The sequence below is a fragment of the Pseudarthrobacter sp. 1G09 genome (assembly GCF_050038305.1).
Classification (GTDB): domain Bacteria; phylum Actinomycetota; class Actinomycetes; order Actinomycetales; family Micrococcaceae; genus Arthrobacter; species Arthrobacter equi.
This window is the reverse complement of the sequence record NZ_CP188306.1, coordinates 1,706,266-1,727,645: the sequence shown is the minus strand read 5'-3', so window position 1 is coordinate 1,727,645 and position 21,380 is coordinate 1,706,266. Positions and strand designations below refer to the sequence as shown.

Sequence of the window (21,380 nt, the reverse complement as noted above, 5' to 3'; positions counted from 1 at the left end):
CGGCGGGGCCGGTGGATCATCCCACCGGCCCCGCCGTTTCATACTGGTGTTCCTGTCAGGGAACGGTTAGATCTCGACGCCTTCAGCAGGCTCCGTGGCGTGGGCGCGTTCGGTGCTTTCCGCGCCTTCTTCCTCGGCCACAACCGGGGAGAGCGAAAGCTTTCCACGGTCGTCGATCTTGGTGATTTCCACCTGGACCTTCTGGCCCACGGAAACGACGTCATCAACGTTGTCCACGCGCTTGCCGTTGGCCAGCTTGCGGAGCTCGGAGATGTGCAGGAGGCCGTCCTTGCCCGGGGTCAGCGATACGAAGGCACCGAAGGTGGTGGTCTTGACGACCGTACCCAGGTAACGCTCGCCGATTTCCGGAACCTGCGGGTTCGCGATGGCGTTGATGGCGGAGCGTGCTGCGTCAGCAGACGGACCGTTGGTGGCGCCAATGTAGACGGTGCCGTCGTCCTCGATGGAGATGTCGGCGCCGGTGTCTTCCTGGATCTGGTTGATCATCTTGCCCTTGGGGCCAATGACCTCGCCGATCTTGTCCACGGGGATCTTCACGGCGATGACGCGCGGCGCGAACTCGGAGAGCTCGTCCGGGGTGTCGATGGCCGAGTTGATGACCTCGAGGATGTGTAGGCGGGCTTCGCGGGCCTGCTTCAGTGCTGCTGCCAGGACGGAGGCGGGGATGCCGTCGAGCTTGGTGTCCAGCTGGATGGCCGTGACGAACTCGGAGGTACCTGCAACCTTGAAGTCCATGTCGCCGAAGGCGTCTTCGGCGCCGAGGATGTCGGTCAGCGCGGCGTAGCGCGTCTGGCCGTCAACCTGGTCGGACACCAGGCCCATGGCGATACCGGCGACGGCTGCCTTCAGGGGCACACCGGCGTTCAGCATGGACAGGGTGGAGGCGCAGACGGAACCCATCGACGTCGAACCGTTGGAGCTGAGGGCTTCAGACACCTGGCGGATGGCGTAGGGGAATTCCTCGCGGGACGGCAGTACGGGCACCAGGGCGCGTTCTGCAAGGGCACCGTGGCCGATTTCGCGGCGCTTGGGCGAACCCACGCGGCCGGTTTCACCGGTGGAGTACGGCGGGAAGTTGTAGTTGTGCATGTAGCGCTTGCGCGTTACGGGCGACAGCGAGTCGATCTGCTGTTCCATCTTGAGCATGTTCAGCGTGGTGACACCCATGATCTGGGTTTCGCCGCGTTCGAAGATGGCCGAACCGTGCACGCGGGGCAGGACCTCAACCTCGGCGGTGAGCTGGCGGATGTCCGTCAGGCCGCGGCCGTCGATGCGGATCTGGTCCTTCAGGATGCGCTGGCGCACAACCTGCTTGGTGACCGAGCGGAACGCTGCGGACAGTTCCTTCTCGCGGCCTTCGAACTGGCCGGCCAAGGAGGCAACGGTCTCGTCCTTCAAGGCGTCAGAAGCAACGTCGCGCTCCTGCTTGTCGGCGATCTGGAAGACAGCAGCCAGCTTGTCGGCAGCAGCTGCTTCAACAGCGGAGTACACGTCGTCCTGGTAGTCCAGGAAGACCGGGAACTCAACCGTGGGCTTCGCTGCGCGGCCGGCGAGGTCGGCCTGCGCGTCGCAGAGTGCCTTGATGAACGGCTTGGCAGCCTCAAGGCCCTCGGAGACAACCTCTTCGGTGGGGGCGGTGGCGCCCTGTTCCTTGATGAGGTTCCAGGAGTTGTCGGTTGCTTCGGCTTCCACCATCATGATGGCGACGTCGTCACCGGCGATGCGGCCGGCTACGACCATGTTGAAGACGGAGTTTTCCAGCTGGGAGTGCTTGGGGAAAGCAACCCACTGTGAACCGTGCTCGTCGGCGACCAGGGCTACGCGGACGCCGCCGATGGGGCCGGAGAACGGCAGGCCCGAAAGCTGCGTGGACATGGAGGAGGCGTTGATGGCCACCACGTCGTAGAGCTCGTCAGGGTTGATGGCCAGGACGGTCACCACGATCTGGACTTCGTTGCGCAGGCCCTTGATGAAGGCGGGCCGCAACGGACGGTCCATGAGGCGGCAGGCCAGGATGGCTTCGGTGGAGGGGCGGCCTTCGCGGCGGAAGAACGAGCCCGGGATGCGGCCGGCAGCGTACATGCGCTCTTCGACGTCAACCGTAAGGGGGAAGAAGTCGAAGCCTTCGCGCGGGTGCTTGCCTGCGGTGGTGGCGGAAAGCAGCGCGGTGTCTTCGTCGATGTACACCATGGCTGCGCCGGCTGCCTGCTTGGCGAGGCGGCCGGTTTCGAAGCGGATTACACGCTTGCCGAAGCGGCCATTGTCAATGACGGCTTCTGAGAACTGGATTTCGGGACCCTCCATAGAGAGTCACCTCCGTTTCTGTTTTACGGAAGTCCAGCCACATCAACCCAGGCCAGCATATGTCGACTGGCCCTGCACCCGGTCGTCGATCGAGACCCACGGGCCGGGGCAGCCATTCGATGCTGCCGTTCCCGGGGATCACTACCGAGGACCGCGAATGCGTGATGCGGTTGATCCTCCTGTTTAGTTTTTTAGGTGGAGCGGGGCGGCCCGATCCCGAATGGGACAGGGCCGCCCGAAAGTCCGACTAGCGGCGCAGGCCAAGGCGCTCGATGAGCGCACGGTAGCGGTTGATGTCAGTCTTCTTCAGGTAGCCAAGCATGCGCTTGCGACGACCGACCATGCCCAGCAGACCGCGCTGGGTGTGGTAATCGTGCTTGTGCTCCTTCATGTGCTCAGTCAGATCCTTGATCCGCTGGGTCAGGACTGCAACCTGGACCTCGGGCGAACCGGTGTCGCCTTCGCCGGTTGCGTATTCCTTGATGATGGACTGCTTTACAGCGGCGTCAAGTGCCACAATAACTCCTTGGAAATGTGCCGTGAGGGCCCGGATCAGTAATTCACTGCCGGGTCTGCCGCTGCGGCCACCGGTCAAACTGGGGGCGACCGCACACAGCAGGAACCAGCCGCCACGGACTGCAGCCGGATCCATCGCCCAGTTTACCGGCCGCGGCCCAATGTTGTCGAAACAGGGCCGGCGGCGGCCCGGCGCCCGGTCAGCGCCGGAAATGCGTCAGGCCGCGAGCCTGTCCCTGATGGCAGCCATGCCGTGCAGGACTTCCGCGAAACTGGTGCTGAGTGGGGACAGCCCCACCCGGAGCCCGCGGGGCGCCCGGAAGTCCGGGACCACGTCCCCGTCCCACAGGGCCTCGACCGTGGCCTTGGTGAAGTCAGCGTGGTCCACGGTGATGTGGCTGCCGCGCTCCGCCGGATCACGTGGTGACGCCAGCTCGGCACCAAGCGGCGCCAGCAGGGCCTCGAAGATTTCGACGGCGAACGCCGTAAGTTTTTCCGACTTGGCCCGGATGGCTGCCATCGATGCTTCCTCAATGAGGTCGAGGGTGCCCCGCATGGCCAGCATGCCGAAGACAGCCGGCGTTCCGCTCAGGAAGCCTCGGATGCCCGGCGCAGGTTCATACCCGGCAGCCATCTCGAAGGCGTCCTTGCGGCCCATCCACCCCCAAATGGGCTGGTTGAGTGATGGCAGGTGGCGCTCGTTGACGTAGGCGAAAGCCGGCGATCCCGGACCGCCGTTGAGGTATTTGTACGTGCAGCCGGCGGCGAAGTCCACGCCGGCACTGTCCAGGCCGATCTCCACCGAGCCCGCGGAATGGCAAAGATCCCACACCACCAGCGCCCCGGCGTCGTGCACCGCTTGGGTGATCGCCGGGAGGTCTGCGAGGTGCCCCGAGCGGTAGGCGATCTGGCTGAGGAGTACGACGGCGGTGCGCGGCCCGGTGGCCTGGCGCACCTGGTCAACGGTCGCCCCCGCCGCGGGGTCCGTTTCGATCCAGCGCAGGGTGAGGCCCTCTTCCAGGGCGATGCCCTCGACAAGGTACCGGTCCGTGGGGAAGTTTCCGGTGTCGAGGACGAGCTCATTCCGGTCCGGGTCGTCAACCGCTGCAAGGGCGGCCCGGATCAGCTTGTAGAGGACCACGGTGGTGGAGTCGGCAATGATGGTCTGGCCCGGTGCCGCTCCGAGGACGGCACGGCCCAACTGGTCGCCAATGGCCTGCGGCAGGGCCAGCCACGTCTCGTCCCAGCCGCGGATGAGGCGGCCGCCCCATTCATCGCTGATGAAGGCCGCGATGTCCCCGGCAGTGCGCTTCAGCGGCCTTCCCAGGGAATTGCCGTCCAGGTAGGACAGAGGCATGTCCGTTCCGATGAACAGTTCCCGGTAATGCGCCAGCGGGTCTTCCCGGTCTAGTTCGGCGGCGCGCTGCCGGAGTACTTCGTCCGCCGGGACCGCAGTGTGCCCGGCGCCTTGCTGGTGGATGCTCATCGTCCGATCTCCGTCCTGACGGCGAATAGTTCCGGGAAGAATGTCAGCTCCAGGGCCTTCTGCAAAAACGTCACCCCGCTGGAGCCTCCAGTGCCCGTCTTCATTCCGATGGTGCGCTGCACCGTGCGGAGGTGGCGGAAGCGCCAAAGCTGGAAGTTGTCTTCGAGGTCCACGAGTTCCTCGCATGCCTCGTAGGCGCCCCAGTTCTCCGCCGCGTGCTCGTAGATGTACTTGAACAGCGGAACAAGTTCGGGGGTGAACTCGTGGGCGCGGGTGACGTCCCGGGTGAGGACGGAACCAGGCACCTCGAAGCCCTGGCGCGAGAGGTAGGCCAGGAATTCGTCGTAGATGCTGGGAGCCGCGAGCAGTTCCTCCAGCATGGCGTGCGCTTCGGGATCGGACTCGAAGACGGGGAGCATCTTGCGGTTCTTGTTGCCGAGCACGAACTCCACCGCACGGTACTGGGCCGACTGGAACCCCGAAGAGTTCCCCAGGAACCCACGGAACTGGGAATACTCGGTAGGCGTGAGAGTGGCCAGGACGGACCACTGCTCGGTGAGGGTCTTCTGGATGTGCTTGACGCGGGCTATTCCCTTCAGCGCTGAGCCAAGATCATCGGCCCGCAGCCACGCCGCGGCGCTGCGCAGCTCATGCAGCACCAGCTTCAGCCACAGCTCCGTGGTCTGGTGCTGGATGATGAACAGCAGCTCATCGTGGTGTTCGGGCTCGCTGACCGGCTGTTGGGCACTCAGCAGGGTGGGCAGCTGCAGGTACGAGCCATAACTCATCCGGGAGCTGAAGTCGCGGACAATTCCCTTGTCCAGCTTGCGGGTGTTCTTCTCGACGGACACGTACAGCCTTTCGCGTACTTCCTGGGTGGTCCCTAGTTCCGTGCCAGCAACTGGTGTGCCTGCACCACGTCCAGTTTCATCTGGTCCACCAGGGCTTCGGGACCACGGTAGGCCACCATGCCGCGCAGCCGCGCCAGGAATTCCACGATCACTGTCTGGCCGTACAGATCGAAGTCCTCTACGGCTTCCCGGGGCCGGTCGATGACGTGGGCCTCCACCTGCCGGCTGACGCCGTCGAACGTGGGGTTCGAGCCCACGGAAATGGCTGCCGGCCAGCGTTTGCCGGCCTCGTCCACCAGCCAGCCGGCGTAGATGCCGTCTGCCGGAATCAGGCCGGTGGAGTTACTGGCGAGGTTCGCTGTGGGGAAACCGAGGGCTCGGCCGCGGGCTGCGCCGTGGACAACCTCGCCGCGCATCCGGTGCGGCCTGCCGAGCACCTCCGCCGCCGTGGCAACGTCGCCTTCCTGCAGTGCTTCGCGCACCCAGGTGGACGAGCAGCGGCGGTCCGTGCCCTCGTCGTGATGCAGCGGGTACCCCTCGGAGCCGAACTCGCTGATGACCTGCACTTCAAAGCCGAACTTCCCGCCCAGGGCTTTCATGGTTTCCAGGTCTCCGGAGTTGCCGCGGCCGAACCGGGCATCGTGGCCGATGACCACGTGGCTGGCGTGCAGGCAGTCCACCAGGTACTGCTCCACGAATTCCTCCGCCGTGAGGCTGGCGAGGTCGAGTGAATACTTCACCACCAGGATGGCGTCCAGGCCCAGCTCGCCGAGGGCCTCGAGCTTATCCTCCAGGCCCATGATCAGGCGGGGGGCGCTCTCCGGGCGGTGGATGACGGCCGGGTGCGGATCGAACGTGACGGCGACGGCCTTGGAGTGCGTCAGCCTGGCGGAGCGGATCAGTTGGGACAGGACCTGTTGGTGCCCGCGGTGAACGCCGTCAAAGTTGCCAAAGGTGACAACGGATGGGCCAAAGTCCGCCGGGACCTCGGACGGATCGTTCCAGATGTAGACCATCACCCTCGCCTTAAACTGCCTGCAGCATCAATGATCCGCGGCCATCCGGCCGCGGAATTCTTCAAGGTTACCCGCATTCAGCGGCCTGCTTTTCCCAGCGAAGGCCGCCGCCTGTACAGCCATACCAGGCCGAGGACGGGGAGTATCAGCGGGATGAACCCGTAGCCGCGGCCAAACAGGGACCAGACGGTTTCGTGCGGGAACGCCACGGAATCGAAGATGCTGAGGGAGCCCACCACCACAACGCCAACCAGCTCGACCAGGACTGCCGCCACGGAGACCTTGAACCAGGTGCTCCCCGCCTTGGCCAGCGACACCGTGGCCACGGCGTACACCAGGGCTGCGAAGGCGGACAGCAGGTACGCCACGGGGGCGTCGGAAAACTTGGTGAGGATCTGGTACCCGGCGCGGGCTGTGGCCGAGATGGCAAAGACGGCGTACACGGCAATCAGCAGCCGGCCCGGGCCGGTATTGCGGGTGTTGCCGCCGGCGCCGGCGCGCGCCGTGTTCGTGCTGCCGTGGTCTCCCGCCGTTGCGTCGGCGGACTGGGGGTGCTGGTCATTCACGTTGCGTGCTTCTTCCACTTCAGTACCAGATCTGGTTCATTCGGGCGGCCATCACCAGGGCGGTCACGCCGACGGCGGCAAGGACGAAGTTGCTCCACCGGGTCCGTTCCAGGATGGACCAGTAGACGGCGGCCGGGGGCAGCAGCATGGCAGTCACCAAGTAGCCCCAGAACTCCCAGGCCTCGCCGGTAATGGTTTCGCCGGCGATGACCCTGATGATGGACCCCACCAGGTAGACCACCAGGGCCACCTCCACTGCCGCCACGGACAGGATGGTGGCGTCGTTGGGTGCCTTCTTCATGATGCCCGCGGCCAGGCAGATGACGGTGGAGAGGAGCCCTACGGCCAGGATGATGTAGAAATACGCGTCCACTCAGGCCTCCCCTCCGGCCGCGGCGGAGTTGCCGTTGCCTGGTGCGAACACCAGGACCGGCTTGGCGTAGTTGCCGCTGTCCGCCAGCAGGGCCACCAGGCTCCCGTCAGGAGCGAAGGCTGCTGCCGGGTGGTCGGCGGTCGCGGCGCCAGGGCTTCCCGCGGCCGCGCCGGCGGCAATCCGGCGGCCGTAGGAAATTTCCGTGGTTTCCTCGGCGCTCAGCTCGCGGTTGGGCATGAGTGCGCGGGCGGCCTGCGACATTTCCAGCACGTCCAGCTCGTCGGCCAGCTGTTCCAGCGTGCGGGCCTGGTCCAGGGAGTACGGGCCAACGTGGGTCCGGCGGAGGGCCGTGAGGTGTCCCCCCACCCCCAGCCCGTTGCCCAGGTCCCGGGCGAGGGCGCGGATGTAGGTTCCCGAGGAGCACTCGACGGTGACATCGATGTCGATGACGTCGGCCCCGGTGTCCCGCCGGATCCCGTGGACTTCGAACCTGTGGATGGTGACGGGCCGGGCGGCGAGCTTGACGTCCTCACCGGAGCGCACCCGGGCGTAGGCGCGTTCGCCGTTGACCTTGATGGCGCTGACGCTGCTGGGTACCTGCTGGATGCCGCCGGTGAGCGCTGCGACGCCGTCGTGGATGGCTTGCTCCTCCACCGCGGACGTGCCGGCCGAGGCAACCACGTCCCCTTCGGCGTCGTCCGTCACTGTGGACTGGCCCAGGCGGATGGTGGCCGTGTAAGTCTTGGACGTTCCCACGATGTAGGTGAGCAGGCGGGTGGCCTTGTTGATGCCTACCACCAGCACGCCCGTGGCCATGGGATCAAGCGTGCCGGCGTGGCCCACTTTCCGGGTCCCCGCGATGCGCCGCATCCGGCCAACCACATCATGGCTGGTCCATCCCTGCGGCTTGTCCACTATCACCAGTCCAGAAAGCACGCCTACCAGTATATCGGCGCTGGTTGGGGGCACAGCGCACGCCCTGCCCGGCCCGGTTGCAGCGCTAGGATGGCTGGCATGCCTGAGCTTGCCGCCCATGTCCGCGACGTGCCCGTCAACCAGATCCGGGAAATCACCGAGGCCGCGTGGCGCACCCCCGGCGCGCTGGTGCTCAGCATCGGCGAGCCCGGGTTCGCGCTCCCCCGCCATGTCCTGGACGCCGGGATGGCCTGCCTGGACCGGGACGAGACGAACTACACGCCCAACGCCGGGCTTCCCGCCCTCAGGGAGGCGTTCGCGGCGAGGTTCCGCGAAGAGCAGGGCGTCGACGTCGGCGCCGACAGGGTCTATGTGGTCTCGGGGGCCCAGCAGGGCCTGCACTTTGCCATGAGCCTGCTGCTGTCCCCCGGCGATGAGATCCTGATACCCAATCCCGGCTACCCCACCTTTGCGATGACCAGCCAGCTCCTGAGAGCTGTTCCGGTGGGCTATCCGCTGTACCCGGACCACGGCTTCCAGCCCCGCACGGCGGACATCGAGGCCCTCATCACGGCCAGGACCAAGGTGCTGGTCCTGAACTCCCCCTCCAACCCCCTCGGTGCCGTCCTCAGTAAGGACTCGGTCCGGGAACTGATGGATCTCGCCCGCCGCCACGACCTGTGGGTCATTTCGGACGAATGCTACGAGGCGTTCACCTACGATGTGGAGCACGTCAGTCCGGCACGGTACGACGCCGGCACGCAGGGTGAGGCGCGTGTCTTCACCTCCCTGACATTGTCCAAGACGTATGGCCTGACGGGCCTTCGGATTGGCGCCCTGGTCTGCCCGCCCGGGCTGCAGCAGCAGATGGACAACGTCATGGAATCGATCGTGTCCTGCGTCGCCGCGCCCTCCCAGTACGCGGCGCTGGCGTCGCTGACCGGGCCGCAGGACTACGTTCAGCGCGCCCACCGGCACTACCGGAACAACAGGGACGCCGCCTCCGCAGTCCTCGACGGCAGGAACATCCCGTACCTGCGGGCGCAGGGTGCGTTCTACCTGTGGGCGGACATGTCCCACGTCAGCGGCGGGGACGTCCGGCAGTGGGTCCGCCGGTTCCTGGCCGATTCCGGTGTTGCGCTGGCGCCCGGCACGGCGTTCGGTTCCATCGGCGAAGGCTGGGTCCGGATAGCGCTCTGCGGCAGGCAGCAGGATTTACTGGAAGGTCTGTCCAGGCTCCCGGCGCGTGCGGCTGACCACACGACGGCCGGCTAGCGGCCCGCTCCGGAAAGGGCCTTGTCCAGCCAGGACCGCAGCGCATCGGCGGGAGCGGCCCCGGCCTGGCGCGCGGCCACCTTGCCGTCCACCAGGACCATCAGCGTGGGAATGGCCTGCACGTCGAACCTGCGGGACAGCGCCGGCGACTTGTCCACGTCCACCTTTACGAGCTTGATGGCGCCTGGCCGCTCCCGTGCGAGCTTGTCCAGGACGGGGCTGACCATGCGGCACGGGCCGCACCATTCGGCCCAGAAGTCCACGAGTACGGGCACCGGGGAGGCCTCGGCGACACTGGCAAAATCGGCGTCTCCCGCGTCCACGATCCACGGCAGCCCGGCCTTGCAGTTGCCGCAGCGGGGCCTGCCGGCAGCCTGCGCCGGAATCCGGTTGGTCCTGCCGCATGCGGGACAGGCCATGAGCCTGGTTTCCACGTCAGTACTCCGCCCGTTCCTTGTTCGCGCCCCACGCCTTGAAGGGGGCGTCCGACGCCGGGAGGTCACCACGGGTGACAGGCATGAGGTCCGTGCGGGACCCGTCGAAATACTCGTAGAACAGGGCGTCGTCGAAGCCGGCCGCGGCCGCGCCGTGGCGGTCTGCTGCGAAGTAGACGCGGTCGATCCGGGCCCAGAGGGCGGACGCGAGGCACAGCGGGCAAGGCTCGCAGCTCGCGTAGAGGACCGCGCCCTGCAGGTTGAAGTTCGCCGTTCCGGCAGCTGCGGCACGGATTGCCACTACTTCGGCGTGGGCGGTGGGGTCGTTGTCGCGGGTGACCCGGTTGACGCCTTCGAAGACCCGCCCGTCCGCCGTCACCACCACTGCGCCGAAGGGGCCGCCGCCGCGGTCCACGTTGTCCGTTGCCAGGCCCACGGCCTGCTGAAGGTAGCGGGAAGGGCTGTTCTGCTCAGGCACCGTGGTCATAGCTAGATCCTAGCCATGTGGCCGGCCGTTGGGCGATGCAAATGGGGTCGGTTTTAGGGGGAAAGTACCGATGACATCCTGGCGCTGCAGGCATATCGTTGCCCGCGGGGGTCCGCATTTTTTGCCTCTTGGGAGGCTTCCTATCCGGCCCGCTAAGGGCACGCACCCGGAGTACCCACAATGAAGAAAAAGATCACCATTATTGGATTGGTGGCGGCTGTGGTGGCTTTTGCCCCAGCCAGCCCGTCGACAGCGTCGGATAAGGGCGGTGACGGCGCCGAGCCGGAAGAAGTTGCCACCGGCCTTGCCACGCCCTTGCACCTGGCCCTCGGGACAGCGAAGTCCGTCTACGTGAGCCAGGACTTTGCCGGCAAGCTGAGCCGCGTCAACCGGGACGGCACCGTCGAAGATGTCTACACCAGTCCCAAGCCCGGGTGGGACGTGGCAGGGGTGGACACCCGCGGGGCCACAACGTTCTTCCTGGAAAGCACAGGTGCCGGGCTGGGCAAGCCGGAGAGCCTTGAGGGCTACCTGAAGGCCATCAGCCCGAACGGGGATGTCAGGACCATCGCCAACTTCGCCGACTACGAGCGTGAGAACAACCCCGACGGCGGCCAGGAGTACGGCTTCGGTGACGATGTCAGTGAAGCGTGCCTGCAGCAGTGGCCCAAGGAGTCCCCGGCTCCTGCCCGCTATACGGGTACGGTCGATTCGCATCCCTACGCGCTGGCTGTCCAGGGCAATACCGCCTACGTGGCTGACGCCGGGATGAACGCCATCCTCACCGTCAACCTGCGGTCCGGCGAGATTTCCACCCTGGCCGTCCTGCCGCCGCGGCCGGCGGTCATTCCTGAAACTGCTGCCCGTCCGGAGGCGGAGGGCGGCCTCGGCGTGCCGGCCTGCGTCGCGGGACACGAGTACGCCTTCGAGCCGGTTCCCACGGATGTGGAGATTGGCCAGGATGGCTGGCTGTACGTGACGTCGCTGCCCGGCGGTCCGGAAAGCCCGGCCCTTGGCGACCGCGGTGCGATTTTCCGGATCAACCCGTGGAACGGCAGGACGAAGGTGTGGGCGGACGAAATCCTCAGCCCCACTGGTTTGGCCATTGCGAACAACGGTGACATCTATGTGGCTTCGCTGTTCGGCGGGAAGATCCTGAAGTTCAGCGGCTGGAAGGGCGAGCGTTCGGAGTTCCTCGCGGTCAACCAGCCGGCCGATGTTGAGATCCAGGGGCGGAGCCTGTACGCCACCACGGACGTGCTGCCGGCAATGCTGGGACCTGAACCTCCTGCCGGTCCACCGCCGGCGACCGGCAAGCTCATCAAGGCCAGTATCCGCTAGCAGCCATCAGGGTTTGCTGAGAAAGCAGCAGGCCCGGACCAACCGGTCCGGGCCTGCTGCTGCGGTCACGCCTTACTTGGTGCTGTCCGCGTCCTTGTTGGCATCTTCATCGATGTCGTCGTCGCCGGCGAGGTCAATGTCCTCCTCGTCGAAGTCGTCTTCGTCGATGTCAACGTCCTCGGGAGCATCGCTTTTGTAGGGATCAGCTTCGCCTGCGTGCTTGGCGGTGGCAGCCAGGGCGGCCACCTCGGCGTCGCGCTTCTTGGCCTCCCGCAGCAGTTCCTCCAGGTTTGAAGCCACCACGGGGATCTGGTCGGCGACAAACTCCAGGGTCGGCGTCAGCCGAACGGTGATGTTGCGGCCTACTTCCTGGCGCAGAACGCCCTTGGCCTTCTCCAGCCCCTTGGCAGCGTCGGCCTGGGCGGTCTCGTCACCGAAAACCGTGTAGTACACCGTGGCGTGCTGCAGGTCGTTCGTCACGCGGGCATCGGTCACGGTGACGCCCTCAAGCCGCGGATCCTTGACCTTGCGGCCAAGAGCCTCAGCAACAACAACCTTAATCCGCTGCGCCAACTTGGCAGCACGTGCCGGATCAGCCATGAACAACTCCTATAGGAAGAAAAATTAGGGACGTACGACGGCGGCACGTGGGCGACTGTCGCACTCAACTTGGATTCATTTACCACGCACTAAAGGCGAGTCTACGACCGACTCCCGTTGGGTTTTTTCCGGCGGCCTGGGAGTGGCATCGGGCCTATCGGAGCCGGACGGTTTGCGATCGAAGATCGAAAACCGTCCGGCGAAGGGGCGGGGCCGCCGGGAAAAACCCAACGGCCCCGCACCTGTAACGCTAAGACAACTTAGACGCGCGGCTTTTCGCGCATCTCGAAGGTCTCGATGATGTCACCTTCGGTGATGTCGTTGTACGAGCCAAGACCGATACCACATTCGAAGTCCGTGCGGACCTCGGTGGCGTCGTCCTTGAAGCGCTTGAGCGTCTCGATGGTGAGGTTGTCGCCAATGATCTTGCCGTCGCGGCTGATCCGTGCCTTGGTGTTGCGGCGGATAATGCCGGAGCGGACGATCGAGCCGGCAATGTTTCCGAACTTGGAGGAGCGGAACACTTCGCGGACCTCGGCGGTGCCAAGCTGGAATTCTTCGTATTCCGGCTTGAGCATGCCCTTGAGCGCTGCTTCGATGTCATCGATTGCTGCGTAGATGACGGAGTAGAAGCGCATGTCGACGCCTTCGCGGTCTGCCAGGTCGGCAACCCGCTCGGCGGGCTTGACGTTGAAGCCGATGATGACGGCGCTGTCCACTGTTGCCAGGTTGACGTCGTTCTGCGTGATGGCACCCACACCGCGGTGGATGACGCGCAGCTGCACGCCTTCGCCGACGTCGATCTTGAGCAGGGCGTCTTCGAGGGCTTCCACGGCACCGGACACGTCACCCTTGAGGATGAGGTTGAGGGTGTCGATCTTGCCGTCGGCCACTGCCTGGTCGAAGTCTTCGAGGCTGATGCGCTTGCGGCGCTTGGCGAGCTGGGCGTTGCGGTCAGCTGCTTCACGCTTTTCGGCGATCTGGCGGGCGGTCCGCTCGTCGGAGGTCACCAGGAAGGTGTCACCGGCGCGCGGCACGTTGGACAGGCCGAGAACCTGGACGGGGCGGGACGGCAGTGCCACGTCGAGTGCTTCGCCGTCTTCGTCGAACATGGCGCGGACGCGGCCGTGGGCCGTGCCTGCCACGATCGTGTCGCCGACTGCGAGCGTTCCGGACTGCACCAGGACGGTGGCAACCGCACCGCGGCCCTTGTCCAGGTTGGCTTCGATCGCAATACCGCGGGCGGCCTTGTCCGGGTTGGCCCGGAGGTCCAGTGCGGCGTCTGCGGTCAGCAGCACAGCGTCGATCAGTTCGTTGATGTTGAGGTTCTGTCGGGCAGAGACCTCAACGAACATGGTGTCGCCACCGTATTCTTCGGGAACCAGGCCGTACTCGGTCAGCTGGCCCTTGACCTTGTCAGGGTTGGCGCCTTCCTTGTCGATCTTGTTCACTGCCACGACGATCGGCACGTTGGCTGCCTGGGCGTGGTTGAGTGCTTCAACGGTCTGCGGCATGACACCGTCATCGGCTGCCACCACGAGGATGGCGATGTCGGTGACCTTCGCACCACGGGCACGCATGGCGGTGAACGCCTCGTGGCCCGGGGTGTCGATGAAGGTGATGTCGCGTTCGACGCCTTCGTGTTCGTGGCTGATCTGGTAGGCACCGATGTGCTGGGTGATGCCACCGTGTTCGCCGGCCACGACATCCGAGTTGCGGATGGCGTCCAGGAGCCGGGTCTTACCGTGGTCAACGTGGCCCATGACGGTAACCACGGGAGCACGCGGTTCGAGTTCTTCGTCGCCTTCGGCCTCAAGCTCGGCCTCGACGTCGATATCGAACGTGGAGAGCAGTTCGCGCTCTTCGTCCTCGGGGGAAACGACCTGGAGCTTGTAGCCCAGTTCTTCGCCGAGCAGCGCGAAGGTGTCTTCGTCCAGCGACTGGGTGGCAGTGGCCATTTCACCGAGGTGGAACAGCACGGTCACCAGTGCGGCGGGGTTCGCCTCGATCTTGTCGGCGAAGTCCGTGATGGACGAGCCACGGCGCAGGCGGATCACAGTGTTGCCATCGCCGCGGGGTACGCTCACGCCACCCAGCGACGGTGCGCTCATCTGCTCAAGTTCCTGGCGCTTTGCGCGCTTCGACTTGCGCTGCTTGCCGCGGCCTGCGCCGCCCTTACCGAAGGCACCCTGGGTACCGCCGCGACCGCGGCCGCCCTTACCGAAGCCACCGCCGGCGGGAGCACCGCCGCCGCCGCCGGGACCACCGGTGCCGGGCGCGCCGGGGCGTCCCGGACCGCGTCCGCCGGCGCCCGGGCGTCCTGCACCGGCAGGTGCGGGACGCTCAGTGCGGTTGGGCATCATGCCCGGAGTGGGACGGGGACCACCGGGACGCGGTGCGCCGGGACGGGGGCCACCGGCACCTGCTGCGGGGCGGGGCCCACCTGCACCGGGAGCGGGACGCGGACCACCGGGACGGGGGCCACCGGCGCCTGCAGCGGGACGGGGACCGCCGGGGCGTTCTCCGTCGCTGCGGCCGGGACGGGGCATGCCCTGGGAAGTCGCGAAGGGGTTGTTGCCCGGGCGGGGTGCACGGTCGCCGTCGCCGCCACGGCCGCGGGGCATGCCCTGCGAGGTGGCGAACGGGTTGTTGCCCGGACGGGGGCCGCCGGGACGGGGTGCCGAGGAACCCTGTGAGGAGCCGCCCTGGCGGGGTGCGGGTGCGGGAGTCTCAGCCTTGGGGCCGGGACGGGCACCGGGCTTGGCGCCCGTGGACGGAGCCGCGGGTGCCGCAGAGGACGCCTGGGGTGCCGCCGGAGCGGAAGCTGCCGGAGCTGCCTGAGCAGCGGGGGCTGGTGCCTCGACCTTGGGGGCCGGAGCCTTGGGCGCGGCGGGGCCGGGAGCCGGAGCTGCCGGGCGTGATTCTGCCGCGGGGGCGGGTGCCTTGGGGGCGGCAGGTGCCGCAGCCTTGTTGGCGGCGTCGGGGAAGGCGTTACGCAGCTTCCGCACGACGGGGGCCTCAATGGTGGAAGAGGCGGAGCGAACGAATTCGCCCAGTTCCTGCAGTTTTGTTACTGCATCTTTGGAAGTGATGCCGAGCTCTTTGGCGAGCTCATGTACGCGGACCTTGGCCACATTTCTCCTGTCTCGGTCCGCACCGAGCCAGGTACGAACCGTCTACTTCTTACTGCGGGCCCTGGCCGCGGTTGGTGCGGAAGGGCCCATTGCAGAGCGCAACAAAGTTGTCATCGTTACGCACTCATCGCTGGGAACTCATCGGGTTTCCATCAGACTTCTGACCCGCTTTCAGGTTGGACGGTTGGTGCTGCAGCCACCGGGGCGCCTGCGGCGGTCGGGCCTGGCTTGATCCGGCGTTCGACGTCGGCGGTTTCGGTTGCGCCCCGCAGGGCCCGCCCGAATGCCCGCCGTTTGAGCGCCAGGGCAAGGCACGATTCGCTGGGATGCAGCCATGCACCCCGGCCAGCCATCCGGCGTCGTTCATCCACCAGGACAGCGGATGAACCGCTGTCCCCGGCGACGAGCCGGAGTAACTCAGTCTGCGGACCTTTCTTCCGGCAGCCGATGCAGGTACGTTCCGGCCGATTTCCGCTGGTAGGTGTTGCTGCCACGGTGATCGTCCTGACGTTCATATCTGCCGGCCCCCGCAGGTCCTGTGCCGCTGCTGCGGAACGGGCACGCGAAGGCGCACTACTGCCGGCCGTTGGGCGCGGACCTATCTATTCTAGCCCCTTCGGGCCGTTCTGCCCGAACGCGTGGCCTGCCACGGTGTGGCAGGCCACCTGGGACGGGGCGCAGAAAGTGCTTCAGTTTTCCTTCGGCGTGGCGGCGTCGGAAACGATGTCGATGCGCCAACCGGTCAGCTTTGCGGCGAGGCGGGCGTTCTGGCCTTCCTTGCCGATCGCCAGGGACAGCTGGTAGTCGGGAACCACCACCCGCGCGGAGCGGGTTGCTTCGTCCGTGATGGTGACGGAATTCACGCGCGACGGCGAGAGGGCGCTGGCGATGAACGTCGCCGGGTTCTCGCTGAAGTCCACGATGTCGATCTTTTCGTCGTTGAGCTCCGTCATGACGGCGCGGACGCGGGAACCCATCTCACCAATGCAGGCGCCCTTGGCGTTGATGCCGGATGCGTTGGCCTTCACGGCGATCTTGGTCCGGTGCCCTGCTTCGCGGGCCAGCGCCACGATCTCTACTGAGTGGTCCGCGATTTCCGGGACCTCCAGTTCAAACAGCTTGCGGACGAGGCCCGGGTGGGAACGGGACAGCGTGACGGACGGACCCTTGGTGCCACGGTGGACGTCGATGACGAGGGCACGGAGCCTGTTGCCGTGGACGTACTTCTCCCCCGGCACCTGCTCGGGCGGCGGCAGCAGCGCTTCCAGCGAACCGAGGTTCACCTGGATCATGTGCGGGTTGTTGCCCTGCTGGATGGTGCCGGACACCAACTCGCCTTCGCGGCCCTTGAACTCGCCCAGCACGTTGTCATCCTCAACGTCGCGCAGGCGCTGCAGGATGATCTGGCGGGCGGTGCTGGCAGCGATGCGGCCGAAGCCCGCGGGGGTGTCTTCGAACTCGCCGATCGGGGCACCGTCATCGTCAATTTCAACAGCCCAGATGGTGACGTGCCCGCTCTTGCGGTCAAGCTCAGCACGGGCTTTCTCGAAGGCGCCGGGCGACTTGTGATAGGCCACCAGCAGCGCCTGCTCGATGGTGGGAATGAGGAGGTCCAGCGGAATTTCACGCTCACGCTCCAAAAGTCTCAGTGCGCTCATGTCAATATCCATCAGGCCTCCTCGGAAGGTCCATTGTGTTCTGGTTCCAGGCCATCTTCCGAAAGGTGGCTGAATTCGATCTCGACTTTTCCGTTACGGATCCTGTCGAAAGGAAGTTTTACGGGATCGCCCTGCTTGGGCTTCATGCCCTTCTTGACGGCGATTTCGGGCACCAGGGTGACGCCTCCGTCATCCACGGACTGGATGCGTCCGGTGATGTTCTCACCCTGGATGACCTTGACGCTGGCAATCCGGCCCTTGGCGCGGTGCCAGTGGCGCGGTTCCGTCAGGGGACGTCCGACGCCGGGCGAAGAGACTTCGAGGTCGTACGGGCGGGTGTCGGCGCTTGGATCGTTATCCAGCACATCCGAGAGCACCTTCGAGATGTCAGCGATGACATCGAGGCTGACGCCGCCGGTTTCTTCCTGCGGCAGGTCCACCACAACGTGGAGCACCCGGTGGGAGCCGGCAACGTTGATGGCGACGTCCTCGAGGTACAGCCGGTTGGCCTGGACGGACGGTTCAAGGAGGGCCCGGAGCCGGTCGGCTTCCGGGTTGTGGGCCGGCGCGGAATCAGCCTTCCCCGGTGCGGTGTGGTCTGATGAAGCCTGGGCTTCTGCATTGCTCACGATGCCGGCCGCCTCCCTTATAGATGATGTGGTGTGTACTAGCGTAGCCATTTTACCGGTCCAGTGGTGCACCGGGATCCCCCTCCGCCGTGACACCATGGTCTGTTGTGGAACACGACAGCCAGGATAAAAAACCGCGGATGCGCTATGCCCGGTACGCCGTCATTTCGCTGGCAGCCCTGCTTATCCTCAGCCTCGGATTTGCCGTCATTCCGGGCGAGGAGCCCGCTCCGGCCCCCCCGACGTTCACCGATCAGGCCCGTGCCGCCGCCCTGGAAGACACCCTCGCACTGCGGGCCGCAGGGCTGGACCTTGCCGCCACGGCGGCAGGTAACAGCGGTGCTGGACATCCCACGCAGGCGGTTGTGACGTTGCTGACTCTCCAGGCCCGCGCCTTCCTGCCTGCGGGTTCGCCGGCCTCACCGCCGGCCAGCCCGTCCACGCCGCCCGGCCCGGCCGCGACATCCGACCCGACGGCGTCAGCGTCCCCAGCGCCTGCCGCTGCTCCCAGTGAAGTGGAGCTGGCCAAGGCCATGGCCGCCAGCGGTTCCCGCCGGCTCAAGGATGCCCAGCAGGCCGACGGCGGGATGGCGCGCCTGCTCGCGGGCGCAGGGACCGCACAGCTGCTGGCCGCCCGGCAATTGGCCGCAGCCGCCGGCGAGCCCGGCGCAGTCACGGGAGCTGCCGCGGACCAGGCGGACGCGACCGCAGGTTCCAGCCCACTGGTTGGCTCCGCCCCCACTGCATCGCCGGCGGATTGCCCGTTCCCGGCGCCCGACACCACCACTGCGCCCCTGGGCTCCACACCGGGGGGAGGCTCGCCCGCAGGCGGCAGCCTATCCGTAGAGAGTGCAGCCGGAAAAACTCCCGGGGCGGGAACCGCCGGGGCCGCGCTCGCGGCCGTCCTGCAGGCTCAGCAGAAGGCGGCCTACGGCTACCAGGCAGCCATGCCGCGCCTCGCCGCGGAAGATGCCGGGCCGGCGTCGGAATTCCTCCAGCAGCACCGGGCTGCCGCGGAGGAAACTGAATACCGCCTCCGGCTGGCGTGCCAGGCGGCCCGGCCGCAACCGGCGGGATACGCCCTGGATGCAGATTTCCTCAGCGCGCCGGCCGCCGGGCTGGGCACGCTCGAGGCAGCTGCTTTGCCCGTTTACGGCGACCTGGTTGCCTTGACCGAGGGCCCGGACCGGATATGGGCCCTCTCGCTGCTTGAATCCGCTGTTGCCCGGACCGCCCGTTGGGGCGCCGACCCGGGTGCGGTGCCGGGCATCGTCCTGGATACCGCCATGTTGCCCGCCCTGCCGGCCGGCGGTTAGCCCGCCCTGCAGACACTAGGCTGATGCCGATGACTCCAGCAACAAGCGTGCCCATCCCGTCTGAACTCGACGCCAGGTACCGGCGCAGCAGTTCCGGCCGGGCGTGGCTTGCCTCGCTGCCGGGCCTGATTGCCGGCCGGATGGAACAGTGGAACCTGGCGTCCGGCCTCCTTCCGGGCGCCCTGCCTTGGAGTGGCCATGGCGCTGTGGTGGTGCCCGTGCTGAGGGAGGACGGCATGCCGGCCGCCCTCAAGGTCGCCTACCCCCATGACGAAGCCCTCGGCGAGCCCCACGCACTGGCACTGTGGGCCGGTCGCGGCGCCGTGGGCCTGCTGGAGCGGGATGGTCAAACATGCTCCATGCTCCTGGAACGGCTGGAGGCGGGCGCCTCCCTCAACGACGTGCCGCTGGACGAGGCGGCAGCAGTGTGGGGCGGGCTGGTCCGGCAGCTCAGCCTGGTGCCCGACGCCCGGCCGGAGTGGAACGTCTTCGGACACATCGCGGCCCGCGCCGAGCAGTGGAGCGATGAGTTTCCCGCGGACTGGGACCAGCTGGGCCGGCCCTTTCCGCGCTGGCTGCTCGAGGCTGCCCTCGAGGTCTGCCAGACCCGCGGTGCCGTGGGCCGCCGCTCCGCCCCTGATGTCCTGGTCCATGCGGACCTGCACTTCCTGAACATCCTGGCCCGTCCTGACACCGGGCGGCCCGGGAACACACAGCCCTCCGGACGGTACGTTGCGATCGATCCACAGCCGATGATCGGCGAGGCCGAGTTCGCCGTGGCTCCGCTGCTGTGGAACCGGCTGTACGACCTGCCGGAGGAAGATCCGGAGGCGGCGCTGCGGCGCCGTTGTACGGACTTCAGTACCGCTGCAGGAGTGGACCCGGAGATAGCCCGGCAATGGGCGGTCGCCCGGGAGGTGGCGAATGCCCTCTGGTACGCGGCCGAACCGCACCACGAGGGCGATCTTGCCCGGTCGCTCTGGGTGGCCAGTACGCTGGCGGGACGGACGCTTCCCGGGCTGCCGCCGGCCCGTTCGCTGCCTGAACCGGGGCAGGACAGTGGGTCCGGAACGCTCCGCTGAGCGGCCGGTTCCCTCACCGGGTTACAGGCCAGCCGCTAGTGCGCCCGCACGGCCCCCAGGGCGGACCTGACAGCGTCCACCGCAGTGTCAACGTCGCCGGCGCCGGTCCGCCAGTTACTGACGGAGACGCGAAGGATGTCCCGGTCCCGCCACCGGGAGCCGGCCATCCACACCCTCCCGTCCGCGATGATGCGGGCGGTCACGGCCCGGGTGGTGTCGTTGTCGCCGAAAGCCAGGCTGACCTGGGTGTACTGCACATCGTTGAGTACTTCCACCCCATCGATGCCGCGCGGGCCGGCAGCGATCCGTGCGGCTGCACTGGCCAGCCCGTTGACCTGCGCGGCAACGCCGTCCCTGCCCAGGTCCCAGCCGGCGTCGGCAAGGAGCCGCCACCGGCCGGTGGCCATGCCGGTGAAGTTTGCCATCGTGGCGCCGGTGGCGAACCCGACGAAGGAGGCCGCCGGCAATCCCAGCGATGACCCAGCCAGAGAATCGGCCGGACGGCATCGCCATGAGACCGGGTTCGGCAGCCCGCGCCAGGAAGTCCACCCGGACCATGCGGGGACAGGGCCGGTCAGGCGAAGTTTTCCTGCCACACGTCAAACCCGAGTTTGACGATCAGGGCGGCCACCACCACCAGGAAAACCACCCTGACGAACCGGCTTCCCTGCTTGACCGCGGTCCGTGCGCCAAGGTAGCCGCCGGCCATGTTGGCGACGCCCAGCAACAGCCCGAGGCCCCACAGGATCGAGCCGTGCGGCAGGAAGAACATCAGGGCCCCGGCATTGGTTGCCATATTCACAATCTTGGCTTTGGCACTGGCCTCCAGGAACGCGTAGCCCATGGCCGATACCAGCGCGATGACCAGGAATGACCCGGTGCCCGGACCGATCAGGCCATCATAGAAACCGATGACCGCACCGATCAGGCAAGCCACGACGTAGTGCTTGTGGCCGTCGTGCCGCAGCGCCGTGATGTCCCCGACGTTGGGCTTGAGGGCCGTGAAAAGCGCGACGGCAATCAGGGCTGCGACGATGATCGGCTTGAAGACGCTGGCGGGCAGGTTGGCCGCCAGGATCGCGCCGCCGAAGCTTCCCGCGAGGGCAATCACCGCCATGGGCAGCGCCGTCTTCAGGTCCGGCCCCACCCTGCGGTAGTAGGTGACCGCGCTGGTGGTTGTCCCGAAGATAGAACCCAGTTTGTTGGTTGCCAGCGCCTGCACCGGGGTGATGCCCGGGACCAGCAGCAGCGCGGGCAACTGGATCAGCCCTCCCCCGCCCACCACCGCATCGACCCAGCCGGCACCGAAGCCGGCCAGGACGATGAGGATGAGGGTGGTCAGCTGGAGGTGCTCAAGACCAAAGTCCACGCCCGGG

21 protein-coding genes are annotated in these 21,380 nt (G+C 66.8%); 4 read left to right on the top strand and 17 right to left on the bottom strand.

Annotated elements, in window-relative coordinates; genetic code table 11:
• Nucleotides 1-66: 66 nt before the first annotated feature.
• From ACP3TD_RS07970 to truB, 8 genes are all read right to left on the bottom strand, one after another.
• Nucleotides 67-2,325, bottom strand: coding sequence for a polyribonucleotide nucleotidyltransferase (locus ACP3TD_RS07970; protein WP_426766622.1), 2,259 nt, complete (start codon nt 2,323-2,325; stop codon nt 67-69).
• 247 nt (nt 2,326-2,572) lie between these two features.
• Nucleotides 2,573-2,842: a 30S ribosomal protein S15 gene (rpsO, locus tag ACP3TD_RS07965; protein WP_056083357.1), complete on the bottom strand. Its 270-nt coding sequence runs from the start codon at nt 2,840-2,842 to the stop codon at nt 2,573-2,575.
• A 216-nt stretch (nt 2,843-3,058) separates the two neighbouring features.
• On the bottom strand, nt 3,059-4,327 hold the full coding sequence (locus ACP3TD_RS07960; protein WP_426766620.1) for a kynureninase: 1,269 nt from the start codon (nt 4,325-4,327) through the stop codon (nt 3,059-3,061).
• A complete protein-coding gene (gene kynA / locus ACP3TD_RS07955) occupies nt 4,324-5,178 on the bottom strand; it encodes a tryptophan 2,3-dioxygenase (protein ID WP_426766619.1) in 855 nt (284 codons plus the stop codon). The genes ACP3TD_RS07960 and kynA overlap by 4 nt, the downstream gene beginning before the upstream one ends.
• A gap of 32 nt (nt 5,179-5,210) precedes the next feature.
• Nucleotides 5,211-6,194, bottom strand: coding sequence for a bifunctional riboflavin kinase/FAD synthetase (locus ACP3TD_RS07950; RefSeq protein ID WP_426766618.1), 984 nt, complete (start codon nt 6,192-6,194; stop codon nt 5,211-5,213).
• 77 nt (nt 6,195-6,271) lie between these two features.
• Entirely contained in the window at nt 6,272-6,760 is a 489-nt protein-coding gene (locus tag ACP3TD_RS07945; RefSeq protein WP_426766617.1) for a hypothetical protein, read from the bottom strand.
• Between the two features lie 19 nt (nt 6,761-6,779).
• Nucleotides 6,780-7,133, bottom strand: coding sequence for a hypothetical protein (locus ACP3TD_RS07940; RefSeq protein WP_426766616.1), 354 nt, complete (start codon nt 7,131-7,133; stop codon nt 6,780-6,782).
• Nucleotides 7,134-8,069: a tRNA pseudouridine(55) synthase TruB gene (gene truB / locus ACP3TD_RS07935; RefSeq protein ID WP_426766615.1), complete on the bottom strand. Its 936-nt coding sequence runs from the start codon at nt 8,067-8,069 to the stop codon at nt 7,134-7,136.
• A gap of 78 nt (nt 8,070-8,147) precedes the next feature.
• Here truB and ACP3TD_RS07930 point away from each other — a divergent pair, with 78 nt between their 5' ends.
• Nucleotides 8,148-9,323 (top strand): pyridoxal phosphate-dependent aminotransferase, encoded by a 1,176-nt coding sequence (locus tag ACP3TD_RS07930; protein WP_426766614.1) that lies wholly within the window; start codon nt 8,148-8,150, stop codon nt 9,321-9,323.
• On the opposite strand, the gene trxA is transcribed toward ACP3TD_RS07930, so the two are convergent.
• Together trxA and ACP3TD_RS07920 are read right to left on the bottom strand one after the other, a co-directional pair.
• Nucleotides 9,320-9,742: a thioredoxin gene (trxA, locus tag ACP3TD_RS07925; protein ID WP_426767165.1), complete on the bottom strand. Its 423-nt coding sequence runs from the start codon at nt 9,740-9,742 to the stop codon at nt 9,320-9,322. The two genes, ACP3TD_RS07930 and trxA, sit on opposite strands and share 4 nt — an antisense overlap.
• A gap of 16 nt (nt 9,743-9,758) precedes the next feature.
• Nucleotides 9,759-10,244: a nucleoside deaminase gene (locus ACP3TD_RS07920; RefSeq protein ID WP_426766613.1), complete on the bottom strand. Its 486-nt coding sequence runs from the start codon at nt 10,242-10,244 to the stop codon at nt 9,759-9,761.
• Nucleotides 10,245-10,424: 180 nt separating this feature from the next.
• On the opposite strand from ACP3TD_RS07920, the gene ACP3TD_RS07915 reads away from it, so the two are divergent.
• A complete protein-coding gene (locus ACP3TD_RS07915; protein ID WP_426766612.1) occupies nt 10,425-11,585 on the top strand; it encodes a ScyD/ScyE family protein in 1,161 nt (386 codons plus the stop codon).
• 72 nt (nt 11,586-11,657) lie between these two features.
• Here the strand turns inward: ACP3TD_RS07915 and rbfA are convergent, their stop codons facing one another.
• The 5 genes from rbfA to rimP form a co-directional block, all read right to left on the bottom strand.
• Complete coding sequence (gene rbfA / locus ACP3TD_RS07910; RefSeq protein ID WP_426766611.1) at nt 11,658-12,185, bottom strand: 30S ribosome-binding factor RbfA; 528 nt, start codon at nt 12,183-12,185, stop codon at nt 11,658-11,660.
• A gap of 260 nt (nt 12,186-12,445) precedes the next feature.
• Nucleotides 12,446-15,319 carry a translation initiation factor IF-2 gene (gene infB, locus ACP3TD_RS07905; protein ID WP_426766610.1) on the bottom strand — a complete coding sequence of 958 codons (2,874 nt, stop codon included), beginning with the start codon at nt 15,317-15,319 and terminating at the stop codon, nt 12,446-12,448.
• A gap of 152 nt (nt 15,320-15,471) precedes the next feature.
• Nucleotides 15,472-15,834, bottom strand: coding sequence for a YlxR family protein (locus tag ACP3TD_RS07900; protein ID WP_091719275.1), 363 nt, complete (start codon nt 15,832-15,834; stop codon nt 15,472-15,474).
• Between the two features lie 174 nt (nt 15,835-16,008).
• A complete protein-coding gene (gene nusA / locus ACP3TD_RS07895) occupies nt 16,009-16,989 on the bottom strand; it encodes a transcription termination factor NusA (RefSeq protein ID WP_426766609.1) in 981 nt (326 codons plus the stop codon).
• A complete protein-coding gene (gene rimP / locus ACP3TD_RS07890; protein ID WP_426766608.1) occupies nt 16,989-17,606 on the bottom strand; it encodes a ribosome maturation factor RimP in 618 nt (205 codons plus the stop codon). Before rimP ends, nusA begins: the two co-directional genes overlap by 1 nt.
• Before the next feature lie 107 nt (nt 17,607-17,713).
• On the opposite strand from rimP, the gene ACP3TD_RS07885 reads away from it, so the two are divergent.
• Complete coding sequence (locus tag ACP3TD_RS07885) at nt 17,714-18,922, top strand: DUF4439 domain-containing protein (RefSeq protein ID WP_426766607.1); 1,209 nt, start codon at nt 17,714-17,716, stop codon at nt 18,920-18,922.
• 29 nt (nt 18,923-18,951) lie between these two features.
• Nucleotides 18,952-20,004 (top strand): aminoglycoside phosphotransferase family protein, encoded by a 1,053-nt coding sequence (locus ACP3TD_RS07880; protein ID WP_426766605.1) that lies wholly within the window; start codon nt 18,952-18,954, stop codon nt 20,002-20,004.
• A 35-nt stretch (nt 20,005-20,039) separates the two neighbouring features.
• On the opposite strand, the gene ACP3TD_RS07875 is transcribed toward ACP3TD_RS07880, so the two are convergent.
• Both ACP3TD_RS07875 and ACP3TD_RS07870 read right to left on the bottom strand, forming a co-directional pair.
• A complete protein-coding gene (locus ACP3TD_RS07875; RefSeq protein ID WP_426766604.1) occupies nt 20,040-20,429 on the bottom strand; it encodes a hypothetical protein in 390 nt (129 codons plus the stop codon).
• Between the two features lie 149 nt (nt 20,430-20,578).
• Nucleotides 20,579-21,373, bottom strand: a complete 795-nt coding sequence (locus ACP3TD_RS07870; RefSeq protein WP_426766602.1) for a sulfite exporter TauE/SafE family protein — start codon at nt 21,371-21,373, stop codon at nt 20,579-20,581.
• Between the last annotated feature and the right edge of the window lie 7 nt (nt 21,374-21,380).